Origin of the sequence: Chryseobacterium sp. KLBC 52, assembly GCF_003347605.1 — a bacterium.
GTDB lineage: Bacteria > Bacteroidota > Bacteroidia > Flavobacteriales > Weeksellaceae > Chryseobacterium.
Genome location: NZ_QDFZ01000026.1, coordinates 12,129 through 33,646 on the forward strand (window position 1 = coordinate 12,129; position 21,518 = coordinate 33,646).

Annotated in this window: 16 protein-coding genes; 5 read left to right on the top strand and 11 right to left on the bottom strand. The window is 34.9% G+C overall.

Annotated features, from left to right (window positions below):
• Nucleotides 1-111: 111 nt before the first annotated feature.
• From DDF69_RS20980 to DDF69_RS21000, 5 genes are all read right to left on the bottom strand, one after another.
• Nucleotides 112-1,722: a Na+/H+ antiporter gene (locus tag DDF69_RS20980; RefSeq protein WP_114822501.1), complete on the bottom strand. Its 1,611-nt coding sequence runs from the start codon at nucleotides 1,720-1,722 to the stop codon at nucleotides 112-114.
• A 244-nt stretch (nucleotides 1,723-1,966) separates the two neighbouring features.
• Nucleotides 1,967-2,587, bottom strand: a complete 621-nt coding sequence (locus tag DDF69_RS20985) for an alpha/beta hydrolase (protein WP_114822502.1) — start codon at nucleotides 2,585-2,587, stop codon at nucleotides 1,967-1,969.
• Between the two features lie 5 nt (nucleotides 2,588-2,592).
• Nucleotides 2,593-3,546: a VOC family protein gene (locus tag DDF69_RS20990; protein WP_114822503.1), complete on the bottom strand. Its 954-nt coding sequence runs from the start codon at nucleotides 3,544-3,546 to the stop codon at nucleotides 2,593-2,595.
• A 207-nt stretch (nucleotides 3,547-3,753) separates the two neighbouring features.
• Nucleotides 3,754-4,050, bottom strand: coding sequence for a GNAT family N-acetyltransferase (locus DDF69_RS20995; protein ID WP_047433770.1), 297 nt, complete (start codon nucleotides 4,048-4,050; stop codon nucleotides 3,754-3,756).
• Nucleotides 4,051-4,250: 200 nt separating this feature from the next.
• Nucleotides 4,251-5,183 carry a ring-cleaving dioxygenase gene (locus DDF69_RS21000; RefSeq protein ID WP_114822521.1) on the bottom strand — a complete coding sequence of 311 codons (933 nt, stop codon included), beginning with the start codon at nucleotides 5,181-5,183 and terminating at the stop codon, nucleotides 4,251-4,253.
• A 573-nt stretch (nucleotides 5,184-5,756) separates the two neighbouring features.
• Between DDF69_RS21000 and DDF69_RS21005 the strand changes: the two genes are divergently transcribed.
• From DDF69_RS21005 to DDF69_RS21025, 5 genes are all read left to right on the top strand, one after another.
• Nucleotides 5,757-6,752, top strand: a complete 996-nt coding sequence (locus tag DDF69_RS21005) for an EamA family transporter (RefSeq protein ID WP_162800980.1) — start codon at nucleotides 5,757-5,759, stop codon at nucleotides 6,750-6,752.
• Nucleotides 6,753-6,770: 18 nt separating this feature from the next.
• A complete protein-coding gene (locus DDF69_RS21010; protein ID WP_114822505.1) occupies nucleotides 6,771-7,799 on the top strand; it encodes a methionine ABC transporter ATP-binding protein in 1,029 nt (342 codons plus the stop codon).
• Nucleotides 7,792-8,448: a methionine ABC transporter permease MetI gene (metI, locus tag DDF69_RS21015; protein WP_114822506.1), complete on the top strand. Its 657-nt coding sequence runs from the start codon at nucleotides 7,792-7,794 to the stop codon at nucleotides 8,446-8,448. The genes DDF69_RS21010 and metI overlap by 8 nt, the downstream gene beginning before the upstream one ends.
• 130 nt (nucleotides 8,449-8,578) lie before the next feature.
• Nucleotides 8,579-9,388, top strand: coding sequence for a methionine ABC transporter substrate-binding lipoprotein MetQ (metQ, locus tag DDF69_RS21020; protein WP_114822507.1), 810 nt, complete (start codon nucleotides 8,579-8,581; stop codon nucleotides 9,386-9,388).
• Between the two features lie 439 nt (nucleotides 9,389-9,827).
• On the top strand, nucleotides 9,828-12,092 hold the full coding sequence (locus tag DDF69_RS21025) for a glycoside hydrolase family 3 C-terminal domain-containing protein (protein WP_114822508.1): 2,265 nt from the start codon (nucleotides 9,828-9,830) through the stop codon (nucleotides 12,090-12,092).
• Nucleotides 12,093-12,143: 51 nt separating this feature from the next.
• Here DDF69_RS21025 and DDF69_RS21030 read toward each other — a convergent pair whose 3' ends face one another.
• The 6 genes from DDF69_RS21030 to DDF69_RS21055 all read right to left on the bottom strand — a co-directional run bounded on the left by DDF69_RS21030 (nucleotide 12,144) and on the right by DDF69_RS21055 (nucleotide 21,516).
• A complete protein-coding gene (locus tag DDF69_RS21030) occupies nucleotides 12,144-13,820 on the bottom strand; it encodes a response regulator (RefSeq protein ID WP_114822509.1) in 1,677 nt (558 codons plus the stop codon).
• Nucleotides 13,821-13,824: 4 nt separating this feature from the next.
• Nucleotides 13,825-14,454, bottom strand: a complete 630-nt coding sequence (locus DDF69_RS21035) for a hypothetical protein (protein WP_114822510.1) — start codon at nucleotides 14,452-14,454, stop codon at nucleotides 13,825-13,827.
• Nucleotides 14,454-16,526, bottom strand: coding sequence for a reverse transcriptase family protein (locus tag DDF69_RS21040; protein WP_114822511.1), 2,073 nt, complete (start codon nucleotides 16,524-16,526; stop codon nucleotides 14,454-14,456). Before DDF69_RS21040 ends, DDF69_RS21035 begins: the two co-directional genes overlap by 1 nt.
• Nucleotides 16,527-16,936: 410 nt before the next feature.
• Nucleotides 16,937-19,123: an outer membrane beta-barrel protein gene (locus DDF69_RS21045; RefSeq protein ID WP_114822512.1), complete on the bottom strand. Its 2,187-nt coding sequence runs from the start codon at nucleotides 19,121-19,123 to the stop codon at nucleotides 16,937-16,939.
• A gap of 369 nt (nucleotides 19,124-19,492) precedes the next feature.
• Complete coding sequence (locus tag DDF69_RS21050; RefSeq protein ID WP_114822513.1) at nucleotides 19,493-20,044, bottom strand: DUF2652 domain-containing protein; 552 nt, start codon at nucleotides 20,042-20,044, stop codon at nucleotides 19,493-19,495.
• A gap of 59 nt (nucleotides 20,045-20,103) precedes the next feature.
• Nucleotides 20,104-21,516, bottom strand: coding sequence for an efflux transporter outer membrane subunit (locus DDF69_RS21055; protein WP_228412070.1), 1,413 nt, complete (start codon nucleotides 21,514-21,516; stop codon nucleotides 20,104-20,106).
• Between the last annotated feature and the right edge of the window lie 2 nt (nucleotides 21,517-21,518).

The following is a 21,518-nucleotide window of genomic DNA, read 5'->3' on the forward strand; positions in this document are numbered from 1 at the left end:
TTCAAACGCACCCATCCTCAAACTCACCCACTCGTATCCGAAAGTCGAAACCTCACACCCCACTCTCAAACTCTCTTACCCTCAAACCCGTATCACGCATCCCGAACCTTCCTACAAATGCTTATTCCCTGTAATTTTCAATTCGTTTAAATCCAGTTGTGATTCTGCTTTTCGGATTTCATCATCACTGAAAAGTTTTTCACGTTTCATTTTAAACAGTTCTTTTCGCTGTAAGGCAAATATATCCAGCATTACTTTATGATATTCTGCCATATCATTTCGTCTGTTGGTACACATTTCAATAGAATTGAGATGATTCTGGTGAAGTTTGATATCACTTTCCAGCGCCTTTTTAAGGTTCTCCAGCAGACCATTGCTGTTCACCGCTTCATTGTATTCATTATCAAGTTTATGAACGGCAAGTTTATCCAGTCTCATCTGAATTCCGGCCTGCTGTTCGTGAGAAGGCAAAATATGATCAATCTCTCCTATTTTGGTTAATTTAATGATCAAAGGCAGGGTAAGTCCCTGAAACACCAAGGTTACAAAAATAACCACAAATGTTATAAAAATAATCAGATTTCTCATCGGAAACTCAGCTTGTGAATTCATCATCACCGGAATAGACAAGGCTGTTGCCAGGGAAACCACTCCTCTCATTCCTGCCCAACCTATGATTAAAGGATTTTTCCATCCCGGACTCGGATCACGGCGGGCCTTTTCACTAAACCATCTTGGAAGATGAGCCACTGGATAGATCCATAAAAGACGTACCACAATGACGATCAGGCTTATAATCAAACCATATTTAATACCTTCCATTACTGAAATGTCCCCTAATCCATTGATTATATCCGGAAGTTCAAGACCAATCAATACAAAAACCAAAGCATTCATCACAAAAATCAGGGTGTTCCAGACTCCTGTCATATTGATTCTGGTAGTTCCGGTTTTGAAAATCTCATGAGCACGGAAAGACATAAACAACCCTCCGCTCACGACAGCCATCACTCCAGAAAAATGAAAATGTTCCGCAGAAAGAAATAAAATATATGGCGTCATTACCGTAAGTGCTGCATCAATAGCGGGTGTAGTGGGTAAAAAACGGTGAATAGCATAAAAAATATGAGCTCCTGCAATCCCTACGACAACACCCATACCTGCTACCAGAAAAAACTGTCCAGTCGCTTCATGCATTGAGAAAGCACCTGTCATTACAGCGGCCAAAGCAAATCTGAAAACAATCAGTGAAGAAGCATCATTAATCAAACTTTCTCCTTCCAATATGGCAATCGTACGTTTGGGAACTTTTAATCCTTTTAAAACTGTTGTGGCAGCTACAGCATCCGGCGGCGAAACAATTCCTCCCAATAAGAATCCTAATGCCAGTGTAAATCCCGGAATCAACATTTGTGAAGTGTAGGCAACTACTAAAGAAGTCAGAAATACCAACCCGAAAGCCAAGAGACTGATGGGACGCTTCCATTTCCAGAAGTCATTCCATGAAGTGTACCAGGCTGCTTCGTATAAAAGAGGTGGTAAGAAAATCAGAAATATAATCTCCGGATCCAGCTTTAAAACAGGGACTCCGGGAATAAGGCTGATCCCCAATCCGGCAAGTACCAGAAAGATAGGATAGGCTATTTTGATCCGCTGTGCCAGCATGACCAGCAGCATAACGAGTAATAAAAGTCCTAATATTAAAAGTAATTGTTCGTGCATGTTTTTTGAAGTTAGATTTCAGGTTCTGATCATTTATGTTTGGGCTAAAGCCAGTGGTAAATTTATTTTTTTAAAGGCGGGCTAAAGCCTGCCGCTATTGAATGTTTATTTATTGAGACTCCTACGGAGTGACAATCTGTATGGATAGATTATGCGCATACTTTGTCATTCCGTATGAATCCCCACTTCACTTAAACACCTAAAAGATCATTAAAAATTATAAATACATTCAAAGTTAAAATACTTATTTAAATATAACTGAATTAGCAATTTCAATTTCTTCCTCGTTAATAGAATGTCCGAAATTGGCATATACTTTTTCAGTTACCTCTGCATTCATTTCTCTTAAAATATTGGCTGTAGCATATACTCTTTCTACCGGAACATGAAAATCAGGATTGCTGGTTCCCAGGAAAACCGGAGTTCCTGCAAAATCGCCATTATAATTTTCACGGTTGATTTTATCTCCAATCACACCACCAATAATGGCTGCTGCTCCACCGAACTTCTGAGCGTTTCGGGCTAAAAATTCAAGGGTAAGACAGGCTCCCTGGGAAAATCCGAAGAAGTAAATGTTTTCAGGTTTAATTCCTGCATTAACAGCTGCTTTTACAGTTTCTTCAACCATTTCAATAGCAGATGATAACCACGGTTCATTTTGTTCTACGGGAGCTATAAATGAAAAAGGATACCAGGTGTGATTCAAAGCCTGTGGAGCCAGCAGTGCATAATCTTTTACATTTAAATGCTGGGACAAACTCAGAATATCCTGAGCACTTCCTCCGCGTCCATGAATCATTATTAAAGCTTTTTCTGCCTGATTTAAGGGTATTCCTGCTGTTTTTATATTTAAAATATGACTCATTATTTCTATCTGAATTTTTCTGTTGGATAATCGATTTTAGGAAGAACTTCTTTCAAACGTTCTCTTCTTTTTTCAAACTGTAGCGGTAATTGCAGATCTTCTCCTAAAAATGCGGCTTCTTCATCTACATCGAACCCTGGGCCCGAAGTAGCAATTTCAAACAAAACGCCTCCCGGTTCTTTAAAATATACGGAAGTAAAATATTTTCTGTCTTTCACTTCTGTATGCTCCAATCCGTATGCATTTAATCGTTTTACCATTTCCAACTGGGATTCTGCATCGGGAGTGGCAAAAGCTACGTGGTGAACTGTTCCTCTTCCTGCTAATCCTTTCAAGGCATTTGGGGTAGAAAGCAAATCTACATATTTCCCCGGCATATTTTCTGTTCCCAATCTCAATCGGTCAGGGCTTTCTTTGATCACTTTATGATCCATCTGAGTGGTCAGAAGTGCTACTGTTCTTTCATAAGCATCCTGCCAGATTTCTACATGATGAATCCCTTTGATCGCATAATCTTTTGGAATATAGCCGTTGTAATATCCTTTTCTTTCGTCTTTATCATTAAAAACCAATTCCAATCCCAATCCGTCAAAATCTTCAAGATAAATGAAAACTTCATCAGAGAACCTTTGCTGCGGCTGCTTGAAGGGAATATTGAATTGTTCCAGACGGTTCATCCAATAATCCAGGGCATCGATAGAAACTGAAAAAGCTGTTGTATTGAGCATTCCTTTACCATGTCTGCCATTGATCAGATCTTTACCATAAGGAAAAGTAGTCATTATTGTTCCCGGTGTTCCATATTCGTCACCGAAGTAAAAATGATAAACATCTGAATAATCAAAATTGACCGTTTTTTTGACTAAACGAAGTCCCAAAACTCCGGTATAAAAGTCTATATTTTCCTGTGCATTGCCGGTAATTGCCGTTACGTGATGCAGTCCTGTGATAAGTTTCATTGTGATAAAATTGTTAATTGGTTATTATGATAACATGCGAGATTTCGAGATTTCGGGGTTCGAGTTGATAAGTTCGAGAATAACTTTATTCATCTTCTGTTTTTTAGCTCAAGATTCTCAAACCCTCTTCCCTTCAGACTCTCAAACTCGAATCTCAAAAACCCGAATCTCGAATCTCGAAAACCCGCATCCCGACTCTCAAACTCCCTACAGCTCTTCCTTCAACCACACATCATTATATTCTTCCGGGTGACGTTTGAACTGTGCGTGAACATAGGGACATAGCGGCAGAATTTTCAAATCATTTTCTCTTGCGTAGGAAACCAGTCTCTCCAGTAAAATTTTGGCAAACCCTTTTCCTTCATATTCCGGGTTTACTTCGGTATGGTAAACAGTCAGTTTTTTTCCAATCACTGATATATCCATTTTACCTGCTTTATGATCATCTGAGAAAAGCTGAATCTCTCCTTTTCTTCCTTCTAAAACTATTTCTGTTCTTTCCATTTTTTATTTTTTTGGTATTAAATCGTGTTTTTTAACGCAAAGATTTAATAATAATCCTTCATATTTTAAGTTGACTTAAGAATGGAATCAACAAGTTGATCCGATTAAGCGTCCTGTTACAATTACCTAAAATAAGTCTATATTCCGGATGTTTAAATCTTTATTCAAAATTAGCATCTTTATAAAATATGACCGATGATCTATGATAAGTTCGGCAATACTCCTTGTATTTTCTCACGCATTCCTTCGTATTGAACAGGAAGTTTAAGGTGGGTTCCCAACTCTTCCAAAGGCTCATCTACAGTGAATCCCGGATTATCGGTTGCTATTTCAAACAAAACACCCCCAGGTTCACGGAAATACAGTGAGTAGAAATAATCTCTGTTGATTTTTGGAGTGATGCTTAGTCCTGCGGATAAGGCTTTCTCACGATATTCCATCAACACATTATCATCTTTTACTCTGAATGCAATGTGGTGATTGGTTCCCGCTGCATTTCTACCTGCCGGAATGGTATCATTTTCAATAATATCAACAATATTAGCCGTATCAATGGCATCAGTTGCCAATCTGTATCTTTCTCCCTCCTGTTTCTGCAAATCATACCCTAAAATATCGGTCAGCACTTTAATGGTAGGGTCTGCTTTTTTTAAGGTTAAAGTAACATTATGAAAGCCTCTTAATGCATTTTCATCTTTAATATCATCTGTTGTCCATACTTTTCTGTTGTCTTCAACTAATGGTTCTATCAGCTGTAACTGAAGTCCATCCGGATCATTGAAAGAAATCATCTTTTCTCCAAAAATTTCGCCTTCTTCTGTAGTTACATTAAGGTTTTGTAAATGATTTTTCCAGAAGTCAAGGCTTCCTTTGGGTACAGAATATCCGATATGAGTCGCCATTCCGCTTCCATTGGTACCTTTTCCTATTCCTTCCCACGGAAAGAATGTAAGAATGGTTCCCGGAGTTCCGTTTTCATTTCCGAAATAGAAGTGATACGTTCCCGGATCGTCAAAATTTACGGTTTTCTTTACCAGTCTTACGCCTAAAACTTTGGTATAAAAATCTAAATTTCTTTTCGCGTTGTCTGCAATAGCAGTAATATGATGCAGACCTAAAATTCTATTGTCCATGTCTTTTAATTTTGATGCTAAATTACAGTGAACAGAAATCCTGTGCATTTAACTAGTTTAATAAATGCAAAACTCCGTTTCCGGAAACATATTTTAAATCATTTTTTAAACAGTCCACAACCAACTTTACACAATTCTCAAAAAATCCAATTTATTTTACGTTTTCCACAACCCCAATTACCAGTCAATTTCTATAGCATTTGAATTTAAAAGCATAAAATATTGATAAACAGTTTTAAATAAGAAAAAAATAAAAATACATAAAACACTGAAATAAAACTAATTAATTCATTAACGATAATTTAATATTTAAAAAGCCTACTTTTTTAGTGGACTAATAAAAATTATATTATATATTTGCAAACGTATTCAGGAAATAAGACAAAATGAAGGCAGAATTAAAATATAATTCAATGAAGAAACATACCATCAAAAATATGATGAAGGATATGTGTATGCCTATACATCAAGAATACTGTGGTTGACCTTACTTTTATTTAGATATATTTTCAAAGGCTTTACCACGTGGTAGAGCCTTTTTTCATTGAACACAACAACATTAAAAAAATAAAAATGAGCAATTCTAAAAACAAATGGTTAATTCCATTGGCTTTTACAAACATCTATGTGATATGGGGAATTACGTTTTTAGCTATTTCATTTGGCTTAAAAGGTTTTCCGCCATTCATTCTTTCGGGGTTAAGATTTCTGGTTGCCGGAATTCTGATGATAGGCTATCTTCTTTCTAAGGGAGAAAAAGCAAATTCTCTGATCAACTGGAAGAAAAATGCCATAACCGGTATTCTTATTCTTACAGGAGGAACCGGGCTTGTAGCCTGGGGAGAACAATATGTAACCGCTTCTGAAGCGGCTATTTCTATTGCAACAGGACCATTCTGGTTCATTGCTATCGATAAGAAGAACTGGAAATATTATTTTTCGGATAAATTTATTCCGATAGGATTGGTGATTGGTTTTGCTGGATTGATTATGTTTTTAAAAGGCAGCGTAAATTCTAATGCTCATGCATTGGCAGATGGAAACCTGCGTATTACTGCGTTTGTGGTATTAGGACTAAGCTCCATCGCCTGGGTATTGGGTTCTTTATATTCAAAGAAAAATCCGGCATCCCAATCTACCTTTATGAATATTGCCCAACAACTTATCATAGCGGGATTAGCTTCTTTTCTCATCGCTTTTTTCAGAAAAGAATGGACTGATTTTTCAGTTTCTGCTGTCCCGTTATCGGCATGGTTTGGGGTTCTATTTTTGATCTTCTTTGGATCGATAGTCGCTTATTTGTCGTACATTTGGCTTCTGTCCGTAAAACCCGCTGCTTTGGTAAGCACCCATACCTACATCAACCCTATTGTAACAGTGATTGCAGGCTGGATTGTTGCCAACCAAAGCATCAATGGAGGTCAGCTGTATGGTTTGTTCATCATATTGCTGGGAGTACTTCTAACCAATGTCACCAAGTATTTCAGACTTTCAAAAAGGGCCAAGGTCAAAATCAGAAGAGTAAGGAGATTTTTAAACAGAACAGGCAGAAGATATCAGCCTATTTAAAAAGTATATAAAATCAGAATGATAGAAATCAGAAACATATCAAAAACATTTCATCAGAAAAAACAGTCTTTCAAAGCACTGGATAAGGTGAGTCTTAATATAGATAAAGGAGATATCGTAGGAATTATCGGTTTTTCAGGTGCAGGAAAAAGTACTCTGATCCGTACCGTTAATCTGTTGGAAAGACCGGATGAAGGACAGATCATTATTAATGGAAAAGATTTCACCAAACTTAGCTCCAAACAACTGGCTGAGGAACGTAAAAAAATCGGAATGATCTTCCAGCATTTCAATCTTCTTTCTTCAAGAACTGTTTTTGATAATGTAGCGCTTCCATTGGAACTGGATCATACCAGCAAGGACGAAATCAACAGAAAAGTAAACGAGCTCCTGAAGATTGTAGGACTTGAAGATAAAGCCAATGATTATCCCAAAAGTCTTTCCGGAGGACAGAAACAGAGAGTCGCCATTGCAAGGGCTCTGGCCAATGATCCTCACCTTCTCCTTTGTGATGAAGCAACAAGCGCACTGGATCCGGCAACAACGCAATCTATTCTGCAGCTTTTAAGAGATATCAATCAGAGACTGGGAATTACCATCCTTTTAATTACCCACGAAATGGAAGTCATCAAATCGGTCTGCAACCACGTTGCCGTGATCGATAAAGGAAAATTATTAACAAAAGGAACGTTAAGCGAGATTATTTCGGATAAAGAAAACCCGATCATCCGCCAGTTCATCAATTCTGACAAAATGACCCTGCCACAGGAACTCAGCAGCAGACTGCAGAAAGAACCCAAAGAAGGTTTATTTCCGCTGGTCGAAATAGAACTTAATGAAAATATCAGTGTTGAACAGATTCTTTCAACACTATACAGCCAATATAAAATCCCTTATAAATTGTTAAAGGCAGATGTAGAATATTTTGGAAATTCCAATTTTGGTAAACTACTTTTGCAGCTTCAGGGTGAAGCCGAAGAAAACCAACAGGCGATCTATTATTTCAACCAAAATAAAATTCAAAATACAGTAAAAGGATATGCTTAGTGATACGGTAATTGCCCTTTTGGCAAAAGGAACCTGGGAAACAGTTTACATGACATTTTTATCCGGATTTTTTGGATTTGTACTTGGACTTCCGGTAGGAATCATGTTATTTTTAACCAGAAAAGGACAACTGCTGGAAAATGCAGCCTACCATAGAGGATTATCTATTTTGGTTAATATTTTCCGTGCCATTCCTTTCATTATTCTGATTGTATGGATGATTCCTTTCACCAGAATTCTGGCAGGCACTTCTATTGGAGTGAATGCCGCTTTGGTTCCTCTAAGTGTGGGAGCTGCCCCTTTTATTGCAAGACTTGTAGAGAACAGTCTTATTGAAGTTCCTCATGGTCTTATAGAAACAGCCAGAGCTTTGGGCGCTTCTCCATTACAGATTATCAGAAAAGTTTTACTTCCTGAAGCACTTCCTTCATTAATCAATAATGCGACTATCACTTTGATTACCTTAGTAGGTTACTCTGCAATGGGTGGTGCTGTAGGAGCTGGCGGACTTGGACAGGTAGGTTACCAATACGGATATATCGGATATGATATTGTTATTATGAACACCGTTTTGATTCTGCTTGTTCTTTTGGTTTTCATCATCCAGTTTATGGGCGACAGATTGTCAAAAAAGTTTGATCACAGATAGTTTTGAGTTGGAGGGTTTGAGAGTGGGAGTGTTTGAGAGTTTGAGATTCGGGGTGCGAGTTTCGGGATATGGGAATGGATAAGATCATTTTTTACTCTTTTGCTTCAATAGTAATTAAATAAAAAATAGAATGAAAAAAATAAAGATTTTTGGTGTATTGGCTGCAGGAATATTATTATTCAGTGCCTGCTCGGGAAGAAAAGATGACCCGAACTTTATCCGCGTAGGAATTACATATGGTCCGGAACAAGAAATTGCCGAAGTGGCCAAAAAAGTAGCTAAAGACAAATACAATCTGGAAGTGGAATTGATCCCTTTCAATGACTACGTAGTTCCCAATGAAGCATTGACCAACGGAGATATTGATGCCAATGCCTTTCAGCATATCCCTTATTTAACAGAGCAATCAAAACAGAGAGGATATAACCTTGTGCCTGTAGGAAATACATTTGTTTATCCTATTGTTGCCTACTCCAAAAAGATTACGAATATCAACCAATTACAGGAAGGCAATACGATTGTTATACCCAATGATCCTACCAACGGAGGACGTTCTTTACTTCTTCTGCAAAAAAGTGGTCTTTTGAAATTGAAAGACGGTGTCGGACTTCTGCCCAAAGTAACGGATATTACAGAAAACCCGAAACAGCTGAAAATCATGGAAATTGAAGGGGCTCAGATCCCAAGAGTTTTGGAAGACAGAGATGTTGTTGTGGGTATTATCAATAATAACTTTGCAGCACAGGCAGGGTTGGATCAGGAAAAACAAGGTATTCTCGTGGAAGATAAAGACTCACCTTATGTGAATGTAGTCGTTGCCAGACCTGATAATAAAAACAGCCAGAAAGTAAAAAACTTTGTAAAAGCCTATCAGTCTCCAGAAGTGGAAAAGAAAGCCAAAGAAATTTTCAAAGGAGGTGCTGTGAAAGGATGGGATTGATGAGTGAGAGGGTTTTAGTGTGGGAGAGTTTGAGGGTTTGAGAGTGGATTCGGGATACGAGTTTCGGGATGCTAGTTGGAGGATTGGAGAGTAAGAGGGTTTGAGTGAGATTCCTTCGGAATGGACAAACTACACGCTATATCTATACGTCCGCATTGTCAGACACTGTGTTAGGAGCGTAAGATTCGAGGTGTTGAATGAAAGTATACGAGAGTAGCTCCATTCGTCTTTTATCATTTTGCAATTTCGCTTTTAGCCTTTTCACTTATATGTTTCCCCATCAACTTCTCTTCATTTTTTCTCGTAATAATTAAAAATATTTAATAATAAACTGTCTGCAAATGGGTAGACGGTTTTTTATTTGCCATTTTTTTATTTTCTCAATTTGAGATAATAAAAATTTTGTCTATTTTTGTTTTTAATCAAACAGAAAGGCATTATGTTAAAGAAAACCGTCATTATAAGTTTACTCACCTTTATTTCTGCTTCTTATATGGCTCAGACAAGTAGTACTATCCCCGCTTATTTAGATGAATCAAAACCTGTAGAACAACGTATTCAGGATGCATTATCAAGAATGACACTGGAAGAAAAAGTGGCCATGCTTCATGCACAGTCCAAATTCAGTTCTCCGGGTGTTCCGAGGTTAGGAATTCCTGAATTCTGGACGACAGATGGCCCTCACGGGGTTCGTCCTGAGGTAATGTGGGACGAATGGGATCAGGCCGGATGGACCAACGACTCTATTATCGCCTACCCTGCCCTGACTGCTTTATCCGCAACCTGGAACAAAAAAATGTCATGGAACTATGGGAAAGCGTTGGGTGAAGAAGCCCGCTACAGAAAAAAAGATATTCTTCTGGGGCCTGGAGTTAATATTTACAGAACTCCACTGAACGGAAGAAATTTTGAATACATGGGCGAAGATCCTTATCTGACTTCAAAGATGGTAGTTCCTTATATTAAAGGAGTACAATCTAACGGAGTAGCCACTTCTGTAAAACATTTTGCCCTGAATAACCAGGAAATGTTCCGTCATACCAGCAATGTCAATGTAGATGACAGAGCGTTGTATGAGATTTATCTGCCTCCTTTCAAAGCAGCTGTGACAGAAGGTGATTCATGGACGATCATGGGTGCTTATGATATGTACAAAGGCCAGTATGCCAGCCAGAATCAATATCTTTTAAATGATATTTTAAAGAAAGAATGGAATTATAAAGGCGTAGTGGTATCCGACTGGGGAGCTGTCAACAATACTGAACAGGCTATCCATAACGGACTTGATCTTGAATTCGGATCATGGACCAACGGACTTTCCGCAGGTACTAAAAATGCCTATGACAATTACTATCTGGCAAAGCCTTATCTTGATTTGATTAAAGCAGGAAAAGTAGGCACCAAAGAACTGGATGACAAAGTAACAAGATTACTTCGTCTTGCTTATAAAACCACGATGAACCGCAACAAGCCTTTCGGAAATATTGCTTCTGAAGAGCATAAAGCGGTTGCTAAAGAAATCGGAGAAGAAGGAATTGTTCTATTAAAAAATCAGGGAAATGTTCTTCCTATTGATGTTAATAAGGCTAAAAAAATAGCGGTTATCGGAGAAAATGCCATCAAAATAATGACTGTTGGCGGTGGTTCTTCTTCATTAAAAGTAAAATATGAAACACTTCCCCTGGACGGAATCAAAACCAGATTTGGAAAACAAGCTGATGTACAGTATGCAAGAGGTTATGTAGGCGATATCGGAGGTGAATACAATGGCGTAAAATCCGGACAGGATTTAAAAGATACCCGTTCTGAAGCAGAACTACTGAACGAAGCTGTAGAATTAGCTAAAAAATCAGATTATGTCATTTTTGTAGGCGGACTGAATAAAGCAGACTTCCAGGACAGCGAAGGAAATGATAGGAAAAGCTACGGACTCCCATACAATCAGGATCACGTGATTTCTGCTCTTGCTAAAGCGAATAAAAACCTTGCCGTTGTTTTAGTTTCCGGAAATGCTGTAGCAATGCCTTGGATCAAAGAAGTTCCAACGGTTGTACAAGCCTGGTATCTGGGTTCTGAAGCCGGAAATTCTATTGCTGCTATTTTAGCCGGAGACGCCAACCCATCAGGAAAGCTTCCGTTTACTTTCCCTGTAAAACTTGAAGACAATTCCGCCCATCAGCTGGGAGAATATCCAGGACAAAAGGATGAGTTGGCTGCAGGAAAAGGAAAAGATCAGAAAAATCCTATCAATATTACTTACAATGAAGGCATTTTTGTAGGGTATCGTTGGCATGACACGAAGAATATAAAACCTCTTTTCAGTTTTGGACATGGATTGAGTTATACCACTTTTGAATTCGGAAAAGCAAAAGCAGACCAGACTACTATTTCACAGGATGGTAAAATTACATTTACAGTAACCGTTAAAAATACAGGTAAAAAGGCAGGTGCTGAAGTGGCCCAGCTTTATATCAGTGATTTAAAATCATCAGTTCCACGCCCAGCAAAAGAGCTGAAAGGTTTTGAAAAAGTATATCTGAATCCGGGAGAACAAAAAGAAGTGACTTTCACGATTGATAAAACAGCTCTAAGTTATTTTGATACTCAAAAACACGATTGGGTAGCTGAACCGGGAGACTTTGAAGCACTGATCGGGAATTCTTCCGATGCTATTAAAACTAAAGTGAAGTTTAACCTTAAATAACTTTTAATAATTACAACAAATACCTGTCTATCCAGGTATTTGTTGTAATTATTAATTCTTTAAATTAGTGCAGATCAATTCAGATAAATCCACAATTTTTATAAGTTCATCTTTTGAAAAGTTCGTTATTTTCTTATGAATAAAATCATTTCTTCTCCTATTTAAATGAAACAAGGACTGGATAAAAGAATCATTCATACTTAATAATTCAAAATATTCTATATATAGAAAAGCTGTACAGGATGTCCAAGAATATTCTATTATTGAGTTTTTAAAAATTTGCCCTTTCTTATCTTCCGAATAACAAATAAATGCTAACTCATCATATCCTACCAAAGAAGTATTCTTTTTAAAAAAATAATTTTTAAAACTTTCTAAAAAATTAAAAAAGCACAGAAAGGTAATATTAATAGTATTCTTTATTTCTAAATTAATCTTAGACAGATTAAAAATATTTATTTTATTTTTTGCTTGAAGGTCAAGTATAAATTCATCATAATCATACTGTTCAAAATCATTCTCATTTGCCTTTTTTAATAATTCGTCAATATGATAACAAATTTCAATCATTTTTTTTATAAATACTTTTTCTTGTAAAAATTCAATAGAATTCTTGAAGTTTAAAATTACCTTATCATAATTATTATCAGTGGATGATTTAAATAAAAAACTGTCAGCACCTTTATTTTGTAATCCTATTAAGTTTTTTATTTTATTCGTTGAACTAAAAATAGCGACTTGAATTCCAGGATTTTTATTCTTAATAAATTTCAAGAATTTCAAACCCGAAAATTCTTCAATATTTAAATTTTCAATAAAATCTTTATCATGTAATCTTAAGTCTAAAATAACTATATCTGGATCAAATATTTCTAATTTCTTTTTAAAATTATTTTCGATTGAAGTATAATCTAAAGTTTTATACTCCAATTCTAAAGTTTGAAAATTAGAACTATTACCTCCTCTTAGAATTTCAGTTAATATTACTTTCCAACCTTTATTCCAGTCATCGTCTATGTATAAAATTTTACTATCTAATTTTGAAATTCTATATGTTTGCACACCTTCACTGCTATAAGTTCCCACAAGTTTATTCTTTTTCATTAAGTATTTATAATATAGCATGACTTCTATATTATCTGCTATCTTAATAATTCCAGTGTCGTTAGATAAGTTTAACATTTTTGCCCAATTTAAAATACTCCATTCATTATCTATAGAGTGATTTGACAAATAATTTGCAGGAGGTAATACCTTTATCTTTTCAATAAATGATTCAATACTGTTAAGTGGCTTAATTTGGTTTGATTCAAATCGTTTAATCATTCTTTCGAAATCTTTTTTAGTATCATTCATTAAATATACTCCTCCTGTAAAAAGAATTTCTGGCATCTCAGCCGTAAGTCCTATAAATTGAATTGATTCTTCACCAATAAAAATGATTGGAAGTAAAGATTTATCTTTCAAAACCTTTGTTAACCTGATATGATAAGCTATTCTTAAGCCATAATATTCTAAATAATTATCACTAAGACCTAGCTTTATAAAAATTATATCTGCATTTAGTATTTTCTTTACTACCTCTTCTCTAAATAATGTGTGATGGATATATCTATCAACATCGTCTATTTCATTATTACTTTCAAACAAAAGAATTTGTTCCGAAACATTAAAATAATTTTCATCACTTAGTGCTGTATTCTGACTATGAATTAGAAGTTTATTCATCTGATTATATAGATTCAAATATTAACAAATCAATCTTGTTTTTCAATTCTTTCATTTCTGATTCATTTATAAATTTGCCGTTATTATTTAGCCAAGTTATATCAATTTGCTTAAAAGTATATTTATTAATTTTAAGTTCGCTAACTAAAACGGTGTTATTTTCTTCTTGAATTTTAACTAAGTTATTTCTTAAATTAAGTAATAAGTTTATCAACCATCTATCACCATATTGTAAGATTAATAGATTAATTTCAAAGTCAACAATATAATTATCTAGAAATGTTTTTAAATTATTAGAATAGAAATCTTTAGAATTTATATTTAAAAAGGGATAAAAATTATCATTATAATAAGAGGTACTAATTCCTCCTGAAAAAAAAACCAAACTCTTTTTATTCCTTTTACAGAAGTCTTTCACTTCTGATTTTTGAACTATTGAAAGAGCAGAAGCATGAAAAATAAGACATTTATATCCTTCTAATTTGGAAAAATTCTTTTTATTAATATCCTCTAATATATTAGTAAGTTTATCACCTGTAACAAAATCAACAACTTTATATTCAGTAAGATCAAATTTAATATACAGCTCCTTTCTATTGACTCTATCTTCTATTAATAATATATCTTTATCCATTATTTATAAAACTTAAATATATATTTAAAACCTTCTGAAAAATCTATTTTTTCATATGGCATGATACTTTCTGAAGCCAAAAAATTAATTCTATAATCACCTTCTAAAAAACCTGATTCTATACTCCAATCACATAAATTTCTTAAATAAACTGATATTGTACCAAAATCACCTTCTTTAAGTTTGAATTTTGAATCTTTAAAAGATTTTCCTTTAGCATTTGATTCATAATGAATTATCTCTAAACAAAAATAATCTTCAAAATCATAACCATAATATCCAACCTTTGGGTACTGCGGCCTTTTTTGAATGTTATGAAATACAAGCTCTAAGGCCTTGTATAAATAGTCTACATCAGTATAAAAATTTTTATTACTTAAGTTTTCAAGTTTATCAATATTAAAACCATTCAAATGTGTTTTGTGCAATGATATAATTATATCTTCTAATATAGAATTTTCATCTCTAATTTCAATTTCATTCTTAAATAAATCTATGACATTTTTAAAATTATTAATAATAAAGTTTCTACCATATCTTTTGATACCTTGTTGATACTTTTCTGGTAATATGTAGTTTTCAGGTCTATTGTATGGATTCGCATTTAAAAAGTCTCTTAACTCTATTGAACTCCAACCAAACCTAACATTAAACATTCCCCATCCCTTTTTAGAAAAGTCAGTTGAAAATAAAAAAGTCCAAATCTTAGCATGCAACCATTTGCTCAATATACTCAATTCATAACTTATCAATTTATACTCCATTTCTGCTTTAATTAAAAAATCATCAATACTATCAAATACTTCATTATCTTTTCCTCCATCCCAAGTATGGGTCGAATATTTTAATGCAGTATTATTTGATGAAAATTTTTTTAGGATTGAAACTAATTCTTTAGGAGTATGAATTATCGGAATAGGTGGTTTAATTATTTTTATAATTTGACTTTCGTGATTGATAGGTCCGTTTAACAATTTATCAAATCTTGACTTTAAAGTTAAATATAATGAGTCTTTATCTCCTTTTAGCATTTTTAAATAGTTAATCTTACCTCTTATAACATCTTCTAATGCAGGAATCGAAGTGAGATTAATCTTATCATCTTTATATTCAGATATAAAAAATAAACTAGCTTTTCTATAACCGTAGTTTTCCCATAGATATATCCATTTTTTCAATCTTTTTGTAAAGCGCTTGTTGGCATTTACTTTTTCATTTACAATTACTCCTGTAACTTCTTGCCTAAAATATCGTTTCTGTAATCGGGTTTTATTTGTATTAAAATAAAATCCTTCCTTTGTTATTATCCTCACCAATTCTTTCCTAAATTCACCATCTGACTGATACACATTATGATCTGAACTAAAAGTAATATCATCAACATATCTGGTATATTTTAAATTAAATCTTCTTGCTACAGCATTAAGATAAAAATCCAACCTTTCACAGACTATATTGCTAATTATTGGAGAAGTTGGAGCACCTTGAGGAAGAACATTTTTAATTTGTTTAATCCAACAACCATCAACAAATCTCTCTACTTCAATGGGATGACAACATAAAGAAGCTATTATATTTGCTAATTCTAATCTCTTTTCTTTTTTTGAAAAATAAAACGGTTGAATTTGAAGCCTTCCCCAAATTCTAGCCTGATCAATAGAATTAAAAAAATCTTTTAAATCAACATTAAAAACATAATTCCTATTTATGTGTACTTTAGCATTATCTACAATACTGCGACCAGGTACAAACCCAGTAGTAGATTTTGATGGTAAATTATAAATTATTTGAAAAATCAAATTTAGACACTTTTGTATAACTTTCAAACCATTATTAGGAGAGAAAATAGTTCTATCACCTCCAGATTTTTTTTTAACCTTAAAAGTAATATAACGGTAATTATTATAGGAAGGAACTATATGATAATTAAATTGTACCATAGATATATCATAAGCATCTTCTCCATAAATCTTTTTTTTACAAAAGTTTATTAGATATAATAAGTCAGCTTTATTTTTCATTTTAAAAAAAGTAGCTTGGATATATCTTTTATCGTTAGAATTTAATTCCATAAATTAAAATATTCAAAAATGAGTCTGCTTTATTTTCTTTGTATATTATAAAAATTAAAATAGAAATAAAAATAGAAATAAAAATAGTAAAAATATAGTAAAAGTAATCTGTAAAAAATAGCTTATACTACCATTCAGTTTTGAATTTTTCAACTCAAAACTAACCAATTATATAATTATAAATTAGAAATAATTTATAACAACTGGCAAAATCAAAATTTGTGCAGACTCATGTATGAATTAGTACTTGCAAATATAATTCTTTTTTGCTTTTAGGTAACAAAAGAGATTGGTTTAGCTGGATAATAATTTAGGTTAAAAAAGATTATATATTTAAATTGGCATTGAAATATACAAAAAAGATACATCAAATTGGAAACCTGCCTTCATTTTATCTAACAAATCCTGAATTATTTTCCGCCGCCGCCGTTTTTCTCTACGTCGGTTTTTGTATTTTCTTTTACCTTCTGGTTTCCGAAACGTTTTACGAAAGTAAGGGAAACACCATACCAGTCCCATTTTGAGTACTCTCTGAAAGTTCCGTCCGCACTGTAAGTGGTGTTATCGCCATAAGGTCTTTTAAAGATATTCATCAGCTGCATACTCAGCTCCATCTGGGTTTTCGGGAATATTTTAGTCACTGAAATATTATGAAAAACATTGGTATTGTTGGCGTATGAGTTACCGTTATTCTGATTGGCCAATTCCATCCACGCGCTTATATTAATGTTTTTATTAAACAGATTAGTATAGGATATATTCGCTGAAGCTCCCCAGTAGCTGATATAGTCCTTCGCTCCCAATTTATTCTTCTCGTTGAAATCTTTATTATTAATGTAGTACCATCCAAATCCGGCATTCACATTCAGTTTATTTTTCAGGAAGTTTTGATTGGTATTGGCAAAAAGGTAATATTTTTCAACCTTTCCATCAAAGTTTCCTGGCAATGACACTGTTCTTCCGTTTTCCGTAACATACGTTGTCCAGTAATCCTGATTGGTGTGCATATACCTTGCAGAGATAAAGTATTTTTTCAGAATTCCTAATTTCATATAAAGCCGGTCATTAGGATTGGGATTCAGGTAAAGGTTCCCACGGGAATACGTTCCGTTAATTTCCGGCATCAAGAAAGGATTAAACTCAGAATACCAGGGTCTCCAGATGCTTCGGTTATACGTAAGACTTAAGTCAAATTTCTCTGAAAAGTTATATTTCAGCAATAAATTGGGAAGGAAAGTGCCATAAGAATCTTTTCTCTCCGTGCCTGCTACCTCTTGTCTTACTTTATAATCAATATATTCATAGCGAATTCCGATTCTGGTTTCCAGTTTTCCGAAAAATGTTTTGCTGTAATTGGCATATAAAGAGCTCAGATGATCTTCATAATGAAACCTGTCATTTTTGGATAGATTGGCAAATTCCGGGGTAGGATTATTCATACTGAATCCATAAAGGCTGTTGGAAATGACATGATTGTTCAGTTCTGTTTTTCCACCCACTTCCATAGTACCGCCTGTTTTACCAAAAGGCTGTGTATAATCTACTTTCAGGTAATAATTACGCATCTGGTTGGAGCTGATAACCCCAAGCTGCTGAGTCCTCTCAACCCCCTGTTTATCAATTAATTTATCAATCAGATTATCATTGTTATCACCGGAGTAATTGGTTCCCAGATTAATATCTAAAATTCTGTTCTTTTCCTTATCATAGTATTTATAGAAAGCATTAGACCCCAGATTACGGCCAAATCCCCAGTTGTTTTGAGTTTGACGGAAAGATTCTCCCGGATCTCCATCTTTTGAAGTCATCCCATCAGATGTTGCAGAAAGCAGATTCCTGTCCTGTGAGTATTCCAGGACAAGTCCGAAATTATTTTTATCATTGATTTCAAATTCTGAAGTGGAAGAAAGTGAAGGACTTTCATTTCTCATTAAGTTTTCCAGGTTGAACCGGGTAAGCTTGTTCTTTTCATAACGGTTATCCCAGGTTTGGGTTTTCTGAACATAATTTCCGCTATTATAGCCTCCTATAAAGGTCTGGGTAAATTTTTTCTTATGGTAATTCAGGTTAAAATTCGTGTATTGTGAGTTTTTGGTGCTCTGTCTGTTGTTGAGAGAGATGCTTCCTTTTAATCCTTCATCATCTCTTTTTTTAAGGACGATATTGATCACAGATCCTGAAGTTTCATAACGGGAAGAAGGGCTGGTAATCACTTCAATTTTCATCAGGTTATCAGCCGGAATTGTTTTAAGATATTCCTTTAATTCTTTCCCTGTAAAAACAGATTTCCTGTCATTGATGTATACGGTAACCAATTGTCCTTCGGCTTTTACCTCATCATTGTTATCTATACTTACCAGAGGCGTCATTCTCAGAACATCCCATGTTGTATTTCCTGCCAGAATTGCACTGTTGGCTACATTAAATACAGTTCTGTCTACTTTAGATTCTACCGTCGGCTTTCTGGCAACCAGAGTAACCGCTTCTATTTCTTTTGCATTTCCTTTCACAGTATCGCTGGCTGCGGGAGCCGGAGTCTGCTGAGCCATTGCTAGCGAGCCGGTTAATATTGCTATGGGAAATAAAATTGTTTTCATGTGAAATTATAGTTTTTCTATAAGACCACTATATTCACAATTTCGTTACATCAAAAAAGAAAAAAAATTAAAATAAATACTTAATTACCAACACTATATAAGCACTAAACTTAAACATAAATTTAAAAACACTACACATTATTCAATAAAAACACACAATATAAATCACTTTCATATTAAATATTCTTAAAAAAGCATTTTACGCACAATTTAAATTTAACTTAAAAAAGTTTAAATCCATAATGCATATTTAACTTCCACTTTATATAAATCGGTTTTATATAAAGATAGCCCACAAAAAAAAGCCCGGATCTCACCCGGGCCGCTAGCAATAGCAAATTTACAAGGAATGATATTAAAAAATATATGCTAGTTTACATTTTCAAAATAATGGATAACACCTAGTTCCGGCAAACGAAGCAGGTCTTGATTAAAATCTGACTCTTTATTTTTGCTGCTTTCCAGAAAAGAATTACTGAAAAGCGCATAGGAAGGCTGTTCTGCTACTCCGTTTTTCAAAAGCTGATGGGCTTCCACAATCGTTTTTCCATATAATTTTCTGAAGTTTCCAATATTGTATTGTGAAAAAGATCCGTAATGAACAATAAATTTAAGAGCCAGATCAATTTGGGTGCTCAAATTCTTACTCAACTCCTCTATCTTCCTGTTGAAAGCACTTCTCATTTTCCAGAGCATTTTTGAAATACTGTGGTAAGACGGATTTTCATCATAACGGTAAAATAAAATAGCATCGCCCTCAATCTCGGAAATTTCAAAATACTGATCGTTCACATCAATCAGTGTAGACAATAATTGTCTCACAATATACTCCCCTGTGTACAATTTTGTATTGAACACAAATTCGGTAAATCCGCTGAAATCCGGAATAAGAATGATCCCCTCTTGTATATTTGTCTTCATAATGATAATGGATTAAAAACCTGCTTCGTCATTAGAGACGAAACAGATTCAATTTTACTTTATTGCCATCCGCCTCCTACAGAGCGGTACAGTGCTGTAATAGCATTCAAGCGCTGGGTTTTCAGAGAAGCCAGTTCCAGTTCTGCCTGAAGTTTATTCGTTTGGGCGATAATCACTTCTACATACGTTGCTGAATTATATTTAAATAATAAATCCGCTTTCTTCACTGCTTCACCAGATTTCACGACCAGCCCTTCTGCAATCTTCTGCTGTTCTTCCAGCTTTTGAATCTGTACCAATGCATCAGAAACTTCGCCTACCGCTTTTAAAACAGACTGCTTAAAGTTGATTTCCGCCTGATCAGCCAACACTTTAGACTGTTCATATTGGGTTTTCAACTGTTTTCCATTCAAAATTGGTTGCGCGACAGCTCCTGCCACCATTCCGAAAAGTGATCCGGGAACGCTGAACCATTTGCTGATCTGGAAGGCATTCACTCCGCCCTGCGCGGTAATATTCAATGAAGGATACATGCTCATTTTTGCCACATGAATGGCTGCTGCACTTTTTCTGACTTCAAATTCTGCCGTTTTAATATCCGGTCTGTAGCTTAATAATTCAGAAGGAACTCCTGCAGCAAAATGATCCGGAGACTGTACGTTGTTCAGGCTTGCACTTCTTTCAATTTTTCCCGGCATAGAACCCGTTAACAGGCTCAAAGCATTTTCCTGGGTTGTCACAGAGCTTTCAATCGCTGGAATCGATTTCAGAATCTGATCTTTTACAATTTCCTGCTGCTGTACCGCCAAGGCTGTTGTCAAACCAAGTTCCTGCTGTTTGGTCAGAAACTTCAAAGTATTATCCGCATACGCCAGGTTGGATTTTGTAATTTCCAGCTGAGTATCCAGCATTAATAAATTATAATATCCTTGTACAACCGCAGATACAACCTGTGTTTTTACCGCTTTTGCCGCTTCCTGTGTTTTAAGGTATTCTACCAAAGCCTGTTCTTTTCTGCCTTTGATTTTACCCCAGATATCGGCTTCCCATGAAAAGCTCAGAGAAGTTGTATAATCTTCCATATACCTTTTCCCCATAAACTGTCCGGCCATCATTCCGTTCATACTGTTGTCTGAAGGACGGTTGATATTGGCATTGGCAGAAGCACTTACCGTCGGGATATTGCCCCATTTGCTCTGATTATATGCCAGTGATGCAAATTCTATCTGCTTTAAAGCCACCTGAAGATCATTATTCTGCACCATTGCTTTATCAATTAACCCTACCAGAACAGGATCTTTGAAGAAGTCTTTGTAGCTTATTTTAGCAATATTCTCCTGAGAATCCACCACAATACTGTCTGCTCTGAAAGCTTCCGGCATTTTTATTTCAGGCTGTTCATATTTCTGAACTTTACAGGAGATTGCCGTTCCCGAAATAAATGCGATATATGCTATATTTTTAATTTTCATTT